Source organism: Sphingopyxis sp. CR5, from assembly GCF_059693785.1.
The window spans coordinates 49,044-64,832 of record NZ_JCATIE010000002.1 but is presented as its reverse complement, the minus strand read 5'-3'; the positions used below and the strand labels follow the sequence as shown (position 1 = coordinate 64,832).

Annotated in this window: 10 protein-coding genes; 8 read left to right on the top strand and 2 right to left on the bottom strand. The window is 65.6% G+C overall.

Annotation, left to right across the window (positions count from 1 at the left end):
• Positions 1–54 precede the first annotated feature (54 nt).
• On the bottom strand, positions 55–2,253 hold the full coding sequence (locus AC58D2_RS03155; RefSeq protein WP_497387250.1) for a TonB-dependent receptor: 2,199 nt from the start codon (positions 2,251–2,253) through the stop codon (positions 55–57).
• 235 nt (positions 2,254–2,488) lie between these two features.
• Here AC58D2_RS03155 and AC58D2_RS03150 point away from each other — a divergent pair, with 235 nt between their 5' ends.
• Entirely contained in the window at positions 2,489–4,699 is a 2,211-nt protein-coding gene (locus AC58D2_RS03150) for a S9 family peptidase (RefSeq protein ID WP_497387248.1), read from the top strand.
• Between the two features lie 5 nt (positions 4,700–4,704).
• On the opposite strand, the gene AC58D2_RS03145 is transcribed toward AC58D2_RS03150, so the two are convergent.
• Entirely contained in the window at positions 4,705–5,340 is a 636-nt protein-coding gene (locus tag AC58D2_RS03145) for a helix-turn-helix domain-containing protein (RefSeq protein WP_497387246.1), read from the bottom strand.
• A gap of 130 nt (positions 5,341–5,470) precedes the next feature.
• On the opposite strand from AC58D2_RS03145, the gene AC58D2_RS03140 reads away from it, so the two are divergent.
• The 7 genes from AC58D2_RS03140 to AC58D2_RS03110 all read left to right on the top strand — a co-directional run bounded on the left by AC58D2_RS03140 (position 5,471) and on the right by AC58D2_RS03110 (position 15,788).
• Positions 5,471–7,456 (top strand): serine hydrolase domain-containing protein, encoded by a 1,986-nt coding sequence (locus AC58D2_RS03140; RefSeq protein ID WP_497387244.1) that lies wholly within the window; start codon positions 5,471–5,473, stop codon positions 7,454–7,456.
• Complete coding sequence (locus AC58D2_RS03135) at positions 7,456–8,460, top strand: dipeptide epimerase (protein WP_497387242.1); 1,005 nt, start codon at positions 7,456–7,458, stop codon at positions 8,458–8,460. Before AC58D2_RS03140 ends, AC58D2_RS03135 begins: the two co-directional genes overlap by 1 nt.
• A 192-nt stretch (positions 8,461–8,652) precedes the next feature.
• Positions 8,653–10,842 (top strand): TonB-dependent receptor, encoded by a 2,190-nt coding sequence (locus tag AC58D2_RS03130; protein WP_497387240.1) that lies wholly within the window; start codon positions 8,653–8,655, stop codon positions 10,840–10,842.
• A 20-nt stretch (positions 10,843–10,862) separates the two neighbouring features.
• Positions 10,863–11,903 (top strand): N-acetyltransferase DgcN family protein, encoded by a 1,041-nt coding sequence (locus AC58D2_RS03125; protein ID WP_497387238.1) that lies wholly within the window; start codon positions 10,863–10,865, stop codon positions 11,901–11,903.
• Positions 11,900–13,039, top strand: coding sequence for a YkvI family membrane protein (locus tag AC58D2_RS03120; RefSeq protein ID WP_497387236.1), 1,140 nt, complete (start codon positions 11,900–11,902; stop codon positions 13,037–13,039). The genes AC58D2_RS03125 and AC58D2_RS03120 overlap by 4 nt, the downstream gene beginning before the upstream one ends.
• Entirely contained in the window at positions 13,036–14,613 is a 1,578-nt protein-coding gene (locus AC58D2_RS03115) for a serine hydrolase (RefSeq protein ID WP_497387234.1), read from the top strand. The genes AC58D2_RS03120 and AC58D2_RS03115 overlap by 4 nt, the downstream gene beginning before the upstream one ends.
• The gene (locus AC58D2_RS03110) at positions 14,610–15,788 is read left to right on the top strand and encodes a dipeptidase (RefSeq protein ID WP_497387232.1); all 1,179 of its coding nucleotides are present in this window, start codon (positions 14,610–14,612) and stop codon (positions 15,786–15,788) included. Before AC58D2_RS03115 ends, AC58D2_RS03110 begins: the two co-directional genes overlap by 4 nt.
• Position 15,789 lies beyond the last annotated feature (1 nt).

Sequence of the window (15,789 nt, the reverse complement as noted above, 5' to 3'; positions counted from 1 at the left end):
GCCGGTGACGCCCGGAAGGAGCGTCCCGCCGGGCCGGCGGGACGCTCCATCTCCTCAATTCAGGCTGAAACGCACCGTCGCGCCGATCGTGCGGGGCCGGGCCACCGAACCTGCAAAGGCGAAGGGGGCGTTCAGAATGCCATATTGATTGAACAGATTCTTGGCGAACAGTCCCAGCTCGACGCGATCGGCAACGGTGACCGACGCGTTGAGATCGACCAGGTGGAAGTCACCCTTTTCCAGCGACCCCGCGAAATCGACCGGCGCCGCCGACAGGTAGCGATGCGCGATCCCGAAGCGCGGCCGCATCGGCGCGTCGGGGAAGGACAGGTCGATCGTGTTCGAGATCGTCCAGTCCGACGCGCCGGGAAGCTGCGTGCCCTTTGCATAGCCGCCGCCGGGCGCGAAGCTGTCGGGAAGCAATTCGGCGAGGCGCGCATCGTTGTAGGAGACATTCGATGCAAAGGTCAGGTTGCGCGTCGGGCGCAGGGTCAGGCTCAACTCGACCCCGTCGATGTTGGCGCCGCCGCCGTTCACCGTATAGGCGTTGAAATCGACCGGGGTGAACAGGCGCGCCTGAATATTGTTCCAGTCGATATGATAGGCGGTCAGGTCGACACTGAGCGTGCGGTCGATCAGGTCAAAGCGGGTTCCGACTTCGTAATTCTTGGTCGTGTCGCTGCCGAACGTCAGCGGCAGGCCCGGCACCGCGGCCGAATAGACATTGATCCCGCCGATGCGGAAGCCTTCCGAATAGAGGGCGTAGACCATGAAATCGTCCGACGGCTTATAGGTCAGCGAGGCCTTTGGAATGAAATCCGAATCCTTGTCCGTGCCCGGCGCGAAGTCGAACGGGGCGATCAGGTTGGCGTTGGGCAGATATTGCAGCCGCGGGCTCGATCTATATTCGAACAGGCGCCCGCCCAGCGTAAGCGTCAGCGTGTCGGTGAAATCGAACGAGGCTTCGCCGAAGATCGCCTTTTCGGTCACGCGGTTGCTGCTGATGGCGCGCGTCGCGAGGTCGCCCGGGGCCAGCTCGCTGGCCGGCTGGCCGTCGAACTCGTCGGGGTTGGCGTCGATGTAATCGCCGATCCCCTCGATATAGGTGCCGTCGGTGTTTGCCGAGCGCAGCTTCGTGTAATTGGCGCCGATCAGCCAGCGGAAGCGCCCGCCGTCGGGCGAGGCGAGGCGAAGTTCGTAATAGTTGGTCTTCGACTTGCCATCGCTGCTCGCCAGCTCGGGCGTATCCGTGCGCGGATCGTTGCCGCCGAAAATCGAATTGTCGAACGCCAGATTGGCCTTCTTTTCGGTGTAGCTGCCGACCGCGGTCAGCGTCGCGAAGCCCAGATCCTGTTCGAGTTTCAGGCTGTGCAGCATGAAGCTCGTGTCCTGGAACTCGGCCACGTTGGTCGCGCGGTCAAAGGTCTTGGGCGGGCCGAACAGCACATAGGTCTGATCGTCCAGATCATATTCCTGATACATGCTGAGCGCCGAAATGCGGGTGGTTTCGGTCGGGGTGAAGACGATCGAGCCGCGCAGGCCGCGAACCCGCAAATCGTTGCTGCCCTTTTCGCCGAGCAGCGTGTTGTCGAGATAGCCCGCGTCGACGCGCTGCAGGCCGACCAGGCGCACCGCCAGCTTGTCCTTGACGATCGGCGCGTTGATCATTCCCTTGACCGCATAGCCCAGGTCGCCGTCGGCATGTTTGGTGGTCGAGACGTTGCCTTCGAAGCCGGCGTCGAATTTCGTCGGGTCGGCCTCGTTGACGACATAGTTGATCGCGCCGCCGAGCGACGACGAGCCAAAGAGCGTGCCCTGCGGCCCGCGCAGCACTTCGACCCGGCTGACGTCGAAGCTGTCGACGTCGGGGATGACCAACGGGAAGCCCGGTTCGATCAACGGGATCTGGTTGAGGTAATAGCCGGTCGTCGCCTGGTTCGCCTCGTGATAGGTGCTCGACGCGACGCCGCGGATGACGACTTCGGAGACGCCCGGCTGATAATCGTTGAACACCACGCCCGGAACGCGGGTGATATAGTCGGACAGGCTCTGGGCGTTGAGCTTTTGCAACGTCGCCTCGCTGACCGCCGAGACCGACCCGCTGACGTCGCGCACCGACTGTTCGCGCTTGGTGGCGGTGACGACGATGTCATTGTCGTCGGTTGCCGTTTCCTGGGCCGCCGCCGTGGCCTGCCCCAGGGCAAGCACGGAAATGCCGCAAACCACGACCCGCTTCATAATCGAATAGGACATTTTTGCCTCCCTTTTGGTATTAAATTCCAAGAGGCACGCTATCATGTTCCACTATTGTGACGGCGAAGGTCGGGCCAGAATGCCGCAATATCGGGCCACGCTCGTGCGGCGATCGGCGCGTCGCCGCCCCTCCAAATTGCCCGAACGATGGATTGGGCGGCCTGATCGGCGCAGTAAGGCGGCGTGGCGGGCATAAGCTGGGCGGCGATTGGGCTCGAACGGCAAAGGGATGGCGATGGCGGAATTGCGGAACGGCACGCGGCGGCAGTTTCTGGGCGGCGCGGCGTTGGTCTCGCTGCTGGCGGCGAACCGCGCGGCGTGGGCGATCGAGGGGGCGGTGACCACGGGCGGCGTCTGGCCCGCGGTTCCCCCGCCGCAGCCCGCGCGCGTCTCGCATGTCGTCGAACAGCTCGGGCGCACGCGCGACGACGTCTATAGCTGGATGCGCTTCAAGCCCGAGGATGGCGAGCGCACGCGCACCAATCTGCCGCCCGCGGTCGCGAAGCTGCTCGCCGACGAAAATGCCTATGCGCAGGCGATGCTGGCGCCGCTGGCGGCGACGCGCGAGCGCCTCGTCGACGCGATGCTCGCGCGCACTGCGGGTGCGGTCGCCAGTCCCCCGATCGAACGTGGGGACTGGGCCTATTCGTCGGCAATCCCCGCGGGGACGACCCATCCGGTGTACAGCCGCCGCCGCGCGGGCGGCGCGGCCGAGGTTCTGCTCGACGAAAATGCGCGGGCCGAGGGGGAGGCCGATTATCGCACCACCGGGCATCAACCGAGCCCCGACCAGCGCTGGTTCGCCTGGGCCGAGGACGTGATCGGCAACGATCGCCACCGCATCATGATCCGCGACAATGCCAGCGGCGAGGTGCGCATCCTGGTTCCGAAGGACGGCTATGGGTACGATGCTATGGCCTTTTCGCCGTCGTCGCGCTGGCTGTTCTGGATCTGGCGCGACGCGAACAACCGGCCGACGCGCCTGTACCGGACGTCGGTCGACGGCAAGATCACCGCGCTGGTCTATGAGGAAAAGGATCCCGCGATCTTCATGGCGGTCCGGCGCACCGCCGCCGACGGCTTCGTCGCGCTGACGCTGTCGGGGCCCGATACCGCCGAAGTTCGACTGATTCCCGCCGGCGACGAAATCGCCGAGCCGCGGACCGTCTGGCCGCGCCGCACGGGCGTGCGCTATGAAATCGACGAATGGGACGGCGCGCTGCTCGCGCTCACCGATTCGGGCGACGCGTTCGACATGAAGATCTTGCGGCTCGATCCGCAGAGCTTCGCAACGCGCGAAACGCTCGTTCCGCATCGGCCGGGGGAACCGATCCTCTCGATCCATCCCTTTGCGACGGCGCTCGTCCGCCTCGAACGGGCCGAGGGTCTGCACCGGCTCGTTCTGCGGTCGCGCGACGGGACCGAGCGCGCGATCGCCTTCGACGATCCCGCCTATGCGATCGAACTATTGCCCGAACAAAGCTATGATGCGTCGTCGGTGCTCATCATCCACCAGTCTCCCAAATCGCCGCCGCGCTGGATCGCGGTCGATCTGGCCAGCGGCGAACAGACTGTCGTCCAGGAAGAAAAGATCGCGAACTTCGATCCCGATGCCTATGACGTCGAACGGATTTTTGCGCGCGCGCCCGACGGCGAGACCGTTCCGGTCACGATCCTGTCGCGCCGCGGAGCGCCCAGGGACGGGTCGCTGCCGCTGCTGCAATATGGCTATGGCGCCTATGGCGTGCCAAGCGACCCGGTCTTTTCGATTCCTGCGCTCACCCTCGTCGATCGCGGATGGCGCTACGCGATCGCGCATGTGCGCGGGGGCTCCGAAAAGGGGCGCCGCTGGTTCCTAGACGGGCGCAAGTTCCACAAGCGCAACAGCTTCACCGACTTCGTGGCCTGCGCCGAGCATCTGTGCGCCGCGGGCTATACCGCGAAGCGCCGCGTCGTCGCCTTCGGCCTTTCGGCGGGCGGGCTGCTCGTGGGGGCGAGCCTGAACCTTGCGCCGACGCTGTGGGGCGGGGTGGTCGCAAAGGTGCCCTTCGTCGACATGCTCAACACGATGAGCGACGCGTCGCACCCGCTGGTGCCGCTGTTCCGCCCCGACTGGGGCGACCCGCTCGCCGACCCGAAGGCCTATGACTATATCGCGTCCATCTCGCCCTATGAGAATGTCCGCGCGGCACCCTATCCGCCCTTGCTTTGCACCGCGGGACTAAAGGACGACCGCGTCTCCTATTGGGAGCCCGCGAAATTCGTCGCCGAGGTGCGTCACCGGTCGACGAGCGGCAATCCGGCGATATTGCGCATCGACATGGACAGCGGCCACCAGGGCAGCGCCGACCTGAAAAGCGAATATGACGAAATGGCGCTGTTCTGGGCGTTCGCGATGCGTTGCGTCGGCGGGGATGGCGGCGAGGGCGAGGGACGCGCAGGCTGAAGCCGTCAGCCGTGCAGGCTCATCAGCGAATCCATCAACCCGTCGTCGGCGCTCGAGCATACGCCGAGTACCAGCGCTTCGTCGCAGCCTTCGGCGACGACATAGGCGTGTCCCATCGACGAATCGATGTAGATGCCCTGTCCCGGGTCGAGCGTGACCGGGTCGTAAAATTCGCTGTGCACCTCTATCCGGCCTTCGAGGACATAGATGAACTCCTCGCCCTGATGGCGCACGAGGTCCCCGAATTCGCGCGCGCTGTGGGCGCGGATGCGGGTCAGGATCGGGATCATGCGCTTCTGGCGCAGGTCGGTGCACAGATAATGATAGTCGTAATTGTCGGTCGTCACCCGCGCCGCCGACTCGATCGTGCCCAGGCTGCGGCGCCCGGTAACGCGCGGGGCGCTACCTTCCTCGTCTTCGGCGAACAGGTCCGACATGCGGATCTTGAGTCGCTGGCTGAGCTGCTGGAGCTTGTCGTAGCTGAGCGTCAGCCGGTCGTGCTCGACCTTCGACAGCGTCGATACGGGAATGCCCGACTGCTCGCTCATTTCCTTGAGGGTCCAGTCGTTACGGCTTCGAATCCCGCGCATTACCGCGCCGAGCGTCGGCGGCTTCGATGGCTCCCCCATTAAAATTTCCATTCCATGTTTGACAATTTTCCAATCAGGATCATTATGTCCCCATCGGGCCAATAACCATTGGTCCTTGGTAAGGGGTCGCGCCGCTCGCCGCAAGGTCTGGCGGACGGGTCCCGACATGGGGGATAAGGTGATGCGTTTTCTTCGCAAGCTGATGGTGGGCCTCGCGGCCTTCGCCGCCTTGCCGCTGGCCTCGGCACAGGGGCCTGTGCCGCAGGCGCCGTCGAAGCCCGACAAGACGGCGGCTCTGCCCGCGTCGGCGGCGCCGTCGAAGCCCGCGACGCTCGACGGGACGGACGTGGAGGCATGGCTGGACGGCTTCATGCCCTATGCGCTGAACCGCGGCCGGGTCGCCGGCGCGGTCGTCGTCGTCGTGCAGGGCGACAAGGTCGTCCTCGAAAAGGGCTATGGCTTTTCCGACGTCGCCTCGCGCAAGCCGGTCGATCCGGCGACGACGCTGTTCCGGCCGGGGTCGGTATCGAAGCTGTTTACCTGGACCGCGGTGATGCAGCAGGTCGAGGCGGGCAAGATCGATCTCGACGCCGACGTGAACACCTATCTCGATTTCAAGATTCCGCCCTTCGCGGGCAAGCCGATCACGATGCGCAACATCATGACGCACACGCCGGGCTTCGAGGAATCGATCCGCTACCTGATCAGCAGCGATCCGAAGGCGGTGATGCCGTTGCAGGACTATGTGAAAAAGGCGCTTCCCGCGCGTGTTTTCGCCCCCGGCAGCACACCGGCCTATTCCAACTATGCCACCGCGCTCGCCGGCTATGTCGTCCAGCGCGTCAGCGGCGAGGAGTTCGACGCCTATATCGATCGGCACATCTTCACCCCGCTCGGGATGAAATATGCGACCTTCCGCCAGCCGCTCCCCAAGGCGCTGGTGCCGTACATGTCCAACGGCTATTCGACCGTTACCGAAAAGGCGAAACCCTTTGAACTGGTCATTCCCGCTCCGGCGGGCAGCCTGTCCGCGTCGGGCGATGCGATGGGCAAATTCATGATGGCGCACCTGGCGGACGGCGGGGTCCTGCTCAAGCCCGAAACCGCGCGCATGATGCACGATTTCCATGCGCCCGGCGTCGGGCCGCTGAACACGATGGCGCTCGGCTTCTACGAACAATGGGTCAACGGCCACCGCGCGATCGCGCATGGCGGCGACACCGAATGGTTCCATTCCTATCTGTGGCTGTTTCCCGACGCCGACATCGGGCTGTTCGTGTCGGTGAACAGCGTCGGCAAGGATGGCGCGGCGGGCGCGATCCGCAGCGCGCTGTTCCACGGCTTCGCCGATCGCTACCTGCCCGGCGACGGGGTTCCCGCCCAGCGCGTCGATGACAAGACCGCGCGCCAGCACGCCGCGATGATGGCGGGCCATTATGTGTCGAGCCGCGGCTCGTTCACCAACTTTATGAGCCTGTTCGGCCTGCTTGGCCAGGCGCAGATCGTCGTAACCGCGGACGGCAAGATCGCGATGCCCGCACTCGACGGCCTGGGCGCCGGCGCGCGCGACTGGGTCGAGGTCGAACCCTTCGTCTGGTACGATCTCGGTACCGGCGAACGGCTCGCCGCCACGGTGAAGGACGGGCGCGTCACCCGCGTCAGCCTGGACGCGGGATCGCCCTTCATGGTGTTCGAGCCCGCGTCGGCGGGGGTCAACACCGCGTGGCTGATGCCCGCGCTGCTGGTGGCGCTGGGCCTCGTCCTGCTCGCGGCGCTGGCCTGGCCCGTCCGGGCGCTGGTCCGCCGCCACTTCGGCGCCGCCTTTGCGCTCGACGGCAGCGCGCGGCGCGTCTGGCGCCTGTCGCGCATCTTCGCGTGGCTGGTGCTCGCGGCGGTTGCCGGCTGGGCGATGCTGATCGCGACCTTCGCGGGCGACATCGGCAGCGTCGGAGGCCCGCTCGACGGTCTGATCACGGTGCTGCGCATCCTGACCCCGATCGCCGCCTTTGGCCTGCTCGCGACCGCGGCGTGGCATCTTTGGCTCTGCGTCTCGGGCAAGCGTCGCTGGACGATGATCGTCGGCGCGCTGCTGCTGCTGTTCGCGGCGCTCGTCCTCGTGTGGGTGACGCTGACCTTCAACCTCTATGGCTTTTCGATGGTATATTGATGGAAACGCAAACCAGACCGCATCTCGCGCTCGACCTTCGGGTCGAGCGCTTTCCCTACCACCAGCCCTTCCGCATTTCGGGGCATGTTTTCACCGAAACCGCGCTGCTCGTCGCCGAGCTTTCGGACGGCGAACAGAGCGGGCGCGGGGAGGGCGCCGGGGTCTATTACCTCGGCGACGATATCGACCATATGCTCGAACAGGCGCAGGGCGCGCGCGCGGCGATCGAGGCCGGCGCGACGCGCCAGGATCTGCAGACGCTGCTGCCGCCCGGCGGCGCGCGCAATGCGCTCGACTGCGCCTTTTGGGAGCTCGAGGCGAAACGGGCCGGCCGTCCGGTGTGGGACCTTGCGGGGCTCGACATGCCGCGGGCGCTTCGGTCGACGCTGACGCTGGGGGCGGACACGCCCCTCGCGATGGCGAAGGCGGCGTTGGCGATCGACCCTCAGGCGCCGGTCAAGGTCAAGCTGACCGGCGATCTCGACGACGATATCGCGCGCCTCGGCGCGATCCGGGCCGCGCGTCCGCGTGCCTGGATCGGGGTCGATGCCAACCAGGGCTATAACCGCAAAACGCTTGCTTCCTTGCTGCCCGTGCTCGTCGAATATGGCATCGCGCAGCTCGAACAGCCGTTGCCGCGCGGTCGCGAGGCCGATCTCGACGGGATCAAGCGGCCGTTGCCCTTCGTCGCCGACGAAAGCGCGCTGTCGCTGGTCGACACGCCCTCGCTCGTCGGACGGTTCGACGTCGTCAATATCAAGCTGGATAAGTGCGGGGGGCTCACCGAGGGACTCGCGATTGCCGAGCAGGCGCGGCGGCTGGGCCTGGATGTCATGGTCGGCAACATGATGGGCACCAGCCTGTCGATGGCGCCCTCCTATCTCGTCGGCCAGCTTTGCGACATCGTCGACCTCGACGGCCCGACGTTTCTCGCGCGCGATCGCGATCCTGGCGTCGCCTATCGGGACGGAATGATCCATTGTCCGGAGAATATTTGGGGATAGCGAATTTCTTGTCCTGAATGGATTGACAATTCTCCAATTAGGACAATAGTCGTAAATATGAAATTTAGTTGAAGGGGAAGGCCGGCGGCCGCCCCGACCGGCGCAGCGACGCGGCGTCGGCGGGTTGCCACTCGCATTGGGAGTTTACGATCGACCGGGGGATCCCCGTCGGTCCCGCAAGGGGGATTGAACATGATATGTAAACGCTATTGGCTTGCCGCCAGCCTGGGTGCGATGATCGCGGCTGTCCCGGCGCAGGCGCAGGAATCCACCGTCGGGGAACGCGAAGGCGAAATCGTCGTCACCGCGCAAAAGCGGGTCCAGAACGTCCAGGACGTGCCGATCTCGATCGCCGTCGTCGGTGGCGAAGACATTCAGGAACAGGGGTCTTCCTCGCTCGTCGACTATGCCGGCTATGTGCCGGGAATGCAGGCCAGCAATACCGGCACGCCCGGCCAGACGACCATCACGCTGCGCGGCGTCGCGCCGCTCAACGGCAGCCAGACCGTCGGCATCTATCTCGACGATGCCCCGGTGGGGTCCAGCGCGATCTACAACCGCGCCGGGCAGTTCACGATCGACCTGATGCCCTATGACATCGAACGGATCGAGGTGCTGAAGGGCCCGCAGGGCACGCTCTATGGCGCCAGCTCGATCGGGGGCCTCGTCAAATATGTCACGGTTCAGCCCGACACGCGCGAATTTCGCGTGCGCGCCGGAGCCGAAGGGTTTTCGATCAAGGATGGCGATGGCCTCGGCTGGGGCGCGCAGACTTTCGTCAACGTGCCGATCGTGACCGACCAGCTCGCGGTCAGCGGCAGCTTTTCCTGGCGCAGCACGCCGGGCTGGGTCGACAGCGTCAACAATGCCGATCTCGACGACCAGAACAGCTATGAACAGCGCGGCGGTCGCGTCGCATTGCTGTGGCAGCCGACGCCCCAGCTCAGCGTCAAGCTCGCGGGAATCTGGCAATCGCTCAATTCGGACGGCAACGGACTCTATGCCGCCGACCTCGACGGCAACCGTCTTGGCGACGGACGGTCGTTCAACAATTATGTGCCCGAATCCTATGATTTCAGCCTCGATTATTATTCGGCGACGATCGATTATGATTTCGGCCCCGCGACGCTGACTTCGGCCACGACATACAGCAAGACGAAGGGCGCGCAGGTTCAGGATGCGAGCTATGCGTTCGGCGTGTTGTTCCCGCTGTTGACCGACGGGGCGATCGATCCGGGCGTCACCCCCTTCTCGCTCGACCTCGGGCTCAAGAAATGGACGCAGGAAGTGCGGCTCGCCTCTTCGGGCGAGGGGCGTTTCGAATGGCTGGTCGGCGGCTTTTTCACCGACGAAACGACCAGCAACGCCCAGCTCGTCCGCTCGTACGACATGGATGGGAACGTGATCGCGCCGCTTGATCCGCTGGCGATCGTCGGCCTGCCGGCGACCTACAAGGAATATGCGGTCTTCGGCAACGGCAGCTTCAAGTTCAGCGACATGTTCGAAATCACGGCGGGCCTGCGCTGGGCGCGCAACGAACAGACCTTTCGCCAGATCAGCGAGGGCGCGATTGTGCCCTCGGCCAACGACCCCGGCACGTCGGCGGAAAGCGTGTGGACCTTTTCGGTCAGCCCGCAGATCCACCTCAACGAGGATGCGATGCTCTATGGCCGCGTTGCGACCGGCTATCGCCCCGGTGGCCCGAACGTCATCGTCCCCAATGTTCCGCCCAGCGTCGATGCCGACCGCATGACCAATTACGAAATCGGCTTCAAGGGCGATGTGGCGGACGGCTTTCTGTCGCTCGATGTCGCCGCCTTCTGGATGGACTGGACCGATATCCAGGTCACGCGGGCCTTCGGCGGCGTGTCGGGCGGGGCGAATGGCGGCAAGGCGACGAGCAAGGGCTTCGAAGGCACGGTCGCGCTGCGGCCTGCGCCGGGGTTCACCCTTACCGCGACGGGCAGCTATACCGACGCTTCGCTCAGCGAGGACGTGCCGGAGATCAGCGGGGTCAAGGGCGACCGCCTGCCCGCCGTGCCGACGTTCAGCGGCGCGCTCCGTGCCGATTACGAGTTCGAACTCGGCGGCGGCAACAAGGGCAGTTTCGGAGCCGGCGTCCGCCACGCCAGCAGCCGCCTGTCGCTCGTAGAGAGCGACCCGCTCGTCGCGCGCGCCCGGCCGTACACGTCGGTCGATCTCAATGCGTCTGTGACCTTCGACGACCATTGGACGCTGCGTGCCTATGCGCGCAACCTGCTCGACAACAAGGGCGAGCTGGCGCGCACGACCATGGCCGACGGGCTCAACCAGCCGAGTTTCCTCGCCATCTCGCCGCTGCAACCGCGTACGGTCGGCGTGGCGCTCGACATGGCCTTCTGAAGGCGTCTGGAGTGAATGATATGAATGCCCCCATCGGCAGGCTCGCCGACGCGATGACGCTGCCGCAGCCCTATCTGCTCTTTCTCGGCGACACCACCGAGCCGAGTTTCGCCAAGACGGCCTTCGGGCTCGCCGATTGGGCGGCCGATCGCTGCGTCGGCGAAATGGCGGTGCCCGGCTGCACCGTCACGACCGGGCTGCCCAGGCTGTCCGCGGCAGAGGCGCACGCCGCCGGCGCGCGGTCGGTCGTGATCGGCGTCGCCAACCAGGGCGGGGTGATCGGCGACAGCTGGGTCGCGGCGCTGATCGAAGCGATGGAGGCGGGGCTCGATATCGTCAGCGGGCTCCACGTCCGCCTTGCGAGCGTTCCCGCGCTCGCCGATGCGGCGCGGCGGACGGGGCGGCGGTTGATCGACGTCCGCACCCCGCCAGCGGGTCTGCCGATCGGGACCGGGCGCAAGCGCAGCGGCAAGCGGTTGCTCACCGTCGGCACCGATTGCGCGCTTGGCAAGAAATACACCGCGCTGGCGCTGCACCGCGCCTTTGTCGAGCGCGGTCTTGCCGCCGATTTCCGCGCGACGGGCCAGACGGGGATCATGATCGCCGGCGGCGGCATCCCGATGGACGCGGTGATCTCCGATTTCGAGGCGGGGGCGGCAGAGGTGCTCAGCCCCGACGCCGCGCCCGACCATTGGGATGTGATCGAGGGACAGGGATCGATCTTCAATCCTGCTTACGCCGCGGTATCGATGGGGCTGCTCCACGGCAGCCAGCCGGACGTCTTCGTCGTCTGCCACGACCCGTCGCGCAAGGTGATCCTGGGGCTCGAGGACTTCGCCCTGCCGTCGGTCGAAGAGGTGATCGACCTGACGATACGGCTCGGCGGCCGGACCAACCCGGCGATCCGCTGCGGCGGCGTCAGCCTCAACACCTCCAGCCTGGGGGCGGGCGAGGCCGAAGCGCTGATGGGGGCCGAGGCGCGGCGGCTGGGGCTGCCCGTCGCCGACCCGATCCGCGGCGGCGACGCCTTCGCGGCGCTCGTCGACAGCTGCCTCGCATGAGCGCCGGCGAAGCCGTCGGCGGGGGAAGCTGGTTCCAGCGCTTCCTGCTGCCGGGTTTCGCTCTCAAGGCCGTCATCATCGGGGGCGGCTATGCGACGGGTCGCGAGCTGGCCGAATATTTCGTGCCGTCGGGGCCGTGGGGCGGTCTTGCGGGCATGCTGCTCGCCACGCTGATCTGGAGCGTCGTCGCGGCGCTGACCTTCACCCTGGCGCGCGCGATGGGTGCTTATGACTATCGCAGCTTTTTCAAAGGCTTGCTTGGCCCATTCTGGGGAGTGTTCGAGGCCGCCTACCTGATCTTCGTGATCCTGATCCTTGCGGTCTTCGGTGCCGCCGCCGGCGCCATCGGCGCCGCGACCTTCGGCTGGCCCGAACTCGCCGGCTCGATCCTGCTCGCGGTCGCGATCCTCGTCACCACCGCCTTCGGCACCGCGGCGGTCGAGCGACTGTTCCAATATGCCTCGATGCTGATCTACGCGATATACGCGATGTTCATCGTCTTTGCGCTGACCAGCTTCGGCGGCCTGATCGAACAGGGCTTCGCCAATGCGCCGCCGCCAGCGGCGGGCTGGATGGCAGGCGGCATCACCTACGCCAGCTATAACATCGTCGGTGCGGTCGTGATCCTGCCGATCCTGCGCCACCTGACCAGCCAGCGCGACGCGGTCATCGCCGGCGTGATCGCGGGGCCGCTGACTATGCTGCCCGCGATCCTCTTTTTCGTCGCGATGATGGCCTTTTATCCGGCGATCGGCGACGAGACCCTGCCATCCGATTTCCTGTTGCGCCAAATGGCGGTCCCGGGATTTCACATCGTCTTCCAGCTGATGATTTTTACGGCGCTCCTCGAAAGCGGCGTCGGCGCGATCCATGCGATCAACGAAAGGATCGCGGGGGCGATGGAGGCACGCGGGCGCGCAGCGCCGGGACCGGGGGCTCGTGCGCTGATCGGCGCCGCGATCCTCGCCGGTTGCATGTTCGTCGCCGCGCGTGTCGGTCTGGTCGAGCTGATCGCCAGCGGTTACCGCTTCCTCGCCTGGCTCTTCCTTGCCACTTTCGTCGTGCCGCTCCTCGGCATCGGCACCTGGCGCCTCGTCAAGGGGCGCGCATCCGCACCACAGGAGGTCCGCCCATGAAATCCGCTCGCGTGCTCGCCGCATCGCTGTTCCTTGCGGTGTCATCCCCCGCCTGGGCCGAACCGCCGTCGGACATCGGCGAAAGCGTCGAGGCGCTGCGCCAGAAGATCGGCGCGGTCGGCGTGTCGATCGCGATCGTCGAGGACGGCCAGACAACGCTCTCGCGCGGCTGGGGCGTCCGCAAGCTCGGCGAGCCCGCGCCGGTCGATGCACAGACGCTGTTCCAGACCGGGTCGACCGGCAAGGCGATGACCGCCGCCGCGCTCGCGGTGCTCGTCGACGAAGGCAAGATCGCGTGGGACGATCCGGTGATCAAGCATATGCCGTGGTTTCGCATGTACGACCCGTGGGTGACGCGCGAGATCACCATTCGTGACCTCCTCGTCCACCACAGCGGCCTGGGGCTTGGCCAAGGCGACCTGATGTTCGTGCCGCGCACCTATCTGACGCGCAAGCAGACCGTCGAACGCGTCGCGTTCCTGAAGCCCAAGACGAGTTTCCGGTCGGCCTATGCCTATGACAACATCCTCTATTCGGTCGCGGGGCAGCTGATCGAAGAGGTGACCGGCCAGCGCTGGGAGGATTTCATCCGCGAGCGCGTGTTGCGCCCCGGCGGGATGCAATATGCGACGAGCGACAGCGAAGACCGCTTCCGCACCCCCGACCGCTCATGGCCGCACGCGCGCCTGTCGGGGCCGTTGCGCGGCGTCGGGCCGCAGCAGGTGCTCGACGAACGCGACGAACTCGGTCGCAACGGCGCGCCCGCAGGCGGGCTCGCGCTCAGCGCCGACGACATGGCGGCGTGGCTCAAGATCCAGCTCGCGCACGGCGCGCTGCCCGGCGGCGGGCGCCTGTTCAGCGAAGAGCAGGCGAAGCAGATGTGGACCCCGGTGACGCCGATGCCGATCACCGAATTGCCCGAGGCACTGAAACCCGCGCAGCCGACGCAGCAGGCCTATGCGCTCGGCTGGCAGGTGCAGGACTATCGCGGTCATCGCATCATCCAGCATGGCGGCGGCGTTTTTGGGTCGATCACCCGCGTCGTGATGATCCCCGACAGGAATGTCGGCTTTGCGATCATGATGAACAGCGAAGACAGCGGCATGCTGCTCGGCCTGACATACGACCTGCTCGACCATTATCTTGATCAGCCCGACTTCGATTGGACGACCAAGTGGGAGGATTGGTACCAGGCGCGGCTCGCGGGCGGCGTGGAATTCCTGAAACAGGCGAAGGCTTCGCCGGCAAAGGTCGGGCCGTCGCTGAAGCTCGCCGGCTATGCGGGACGCTATCGCGATCCGTGGTACGGCGACGTGGTGATCGCACAGGGGACGAAGGGGCTGACGATCGACTTCACCTCGACGCCGCGCATGGCCGGACGGCTCAAGCATTGGCAATATGACAGCTTTGTCACCGATTTCGACGATCCGGCGATCGAACCCGCCTATGTAACCTTCGCGCTCGACGCCGACGGCAAGGTCACCGGGGTGACGATGAAGCCGGTCAGCAAGATTGCCGATTTCAGCTGGGACTATCAGGACCTCGACCTGAAACCCGTGGAGGACAAGAAATGAAGACGCTCGCATTCCTGCTCGCCGCAACGGCGCTCGCCTCTTGCTCGGGCGCGAACGACAAGGCGCCGGCACAGGCCGAGCCGCTGCACAGCCGGTTGCTGACGCTCGACACGCATCTCGATTCGCCGATGAACTTCTCGCGCGCCGGCTGGAGCTTCGCCGACCGGCACGAACTGGCGACCGACCTGTCGCAGCTCGACATTCCGCGCATGAAGGACGGCAATCTCGATGGCGGCTTCTTTGCGATATACACCGACCAGGGGCCGCTGACCGCAAAGGGCTATGCCGACGCGCTCGCGCACGCCCGCAAGCGGTCGGACGAGATCGACAAGATGATCGCCGACAACAGCGATGTCATCGGCGCCGCGCGTACTGCCGACGACGCGCGGCGACTCAACAAGGAAGGCAAGCTGATCGCCTTCAAGTCGATGGAAAACAGCTATCCGCTGGGCGAGGACCTGTCGCTCCTCAAGGAGTTTTACGACAAGGGGGTGCGGCTTGCGGGGCCGGTCCACGGACTCAACAACCAGTTCGCCGACAGTGCGACCGACAAGCCGAAATGGAACGGGCTCAGCCCGCTGGGCAAGAAATGGGTGGCCGAGATGAACCGGCTCGGTATCGTCATCGACGCTAGCCACTCGTCCGATGCGACGTTCGACCAGCTGCTCGCACTGTCGAAATATCCGATCCTGCTGTCGCACTCGAGCCTGCGCTCGGCACACGACCACCCGCGCAACCTGGACGAGGGCCGCTTGAAAAAGCTCGCCGAAAAGGGCGGGGCGATGTGCATCTCGACCATCTATATGTCCGAGATGAACCTGTCGCCCGAACGGGCAAAGCTGTTCGGCGAATATGAGCATATCGGCGATCTGAGCCCCGAAGCGCAGGCCGATCTGGTGCGCCAGTGGCGTGAACTCGACAAGACGGAGCAGATGTGGGCGGCCGACTTCGAGGATTATATGAAGATGGTGCTGCGCGCGATCGAGATCGGCGGCGTCGACCATATCTGCTTCGGCGCCGACTGGGACGGCGGTGGCGGCCTGAAAGGCATCGAGGATATCTCGGCGCTGCCCAAGGTCACCGAGCGGCTGAAGGAAGCCGGATATTCCGACGCCGACCTCGAAAAGATGTGGAGCGGCAACATCCTGCGCGTTCTGGCGGCACAGGGGACGTAAG

What these genes read in the sequence shown, in the direction of transcription:
- AC58D2_RS03125 (WP_497387238.1), top strand. Translation starts at nt 10,863, where the DNA reads ATGAATGCCCCCATCGGCAGGCTCGCCGACGCGATGACGCTGCCGCAG.
- AC58D2_RS03140 (WP_497387244.1), top strand. Translation starts at nt 5,471, where the DNA reads ATGCGTTTTCTTCGCAAGCTGATGGTGGGCCTCGCGGCCTTCGCCGCC.
- AC58D2_RS03110 (WP_497387232.1), top strand. Translation starts at nt 14,610, where the DNA reads ATGAAGACGCTCGCATTCCTGCTCGCCGCAACGGCGCTCGCCTCTTGC.
- AC58D2_RS03120 (WP_497387236.1), top strand. Translation starts at nt 11,900, where the DNA reads ATGAGCGCCGGCGAAGCCGTCGGCGGGGGAAGCTGGTTCCAGCGCTTC.
- AC58D2_RS03145 (WP_497387246.1), bottom strand. Translation starts at nt 5,340, where the DNA reads ATGGAAATTTTAATGGGGGAGCCATCGAAGCCGCCGACGCTCGGCGCG.
- AC58D2_RS03115 (WP_497387234.1), top strand. Translation starts at nt 13,036, where the DNA reads ATGAAATCCGCTCGCGTGCTCGCCGCATCGCTGTTCCTTGCGGTGTCA.
- AC58D2_RS03130 (WP_497387240.1), top strand. Translation starts at nt 8,653, where the DNA reads ATGATATGTAAACGCTATTGGCTTGCCGCCAGCCTGGGTGCGATGATC.
- AC58D2_RS03135 (WP_497387242.1), top strand. Translation starts at nt 7,456, where the DNA reads ATGGAAACGCAAACCAGACCGCATCTCGCGCTCGACCTTCGGGTCGAG.
- AC58D2_RS03155 (WP_497387250.1), bottom strand. Translation starts at nt 2,253, where the DNA reads ATGTCCTATTCGATTATGAAGCGGGTCGTGGTTTGCGGCATTTCCGTG.
- AC58D2_RS03150 (WP_497387248.1), top strand. Translation starts at nt 2,489, where the DNA reads ATGGCGGAATTGCGGAACGGCACGCGGCGGCAGTTTCTGGGCGGCGCG.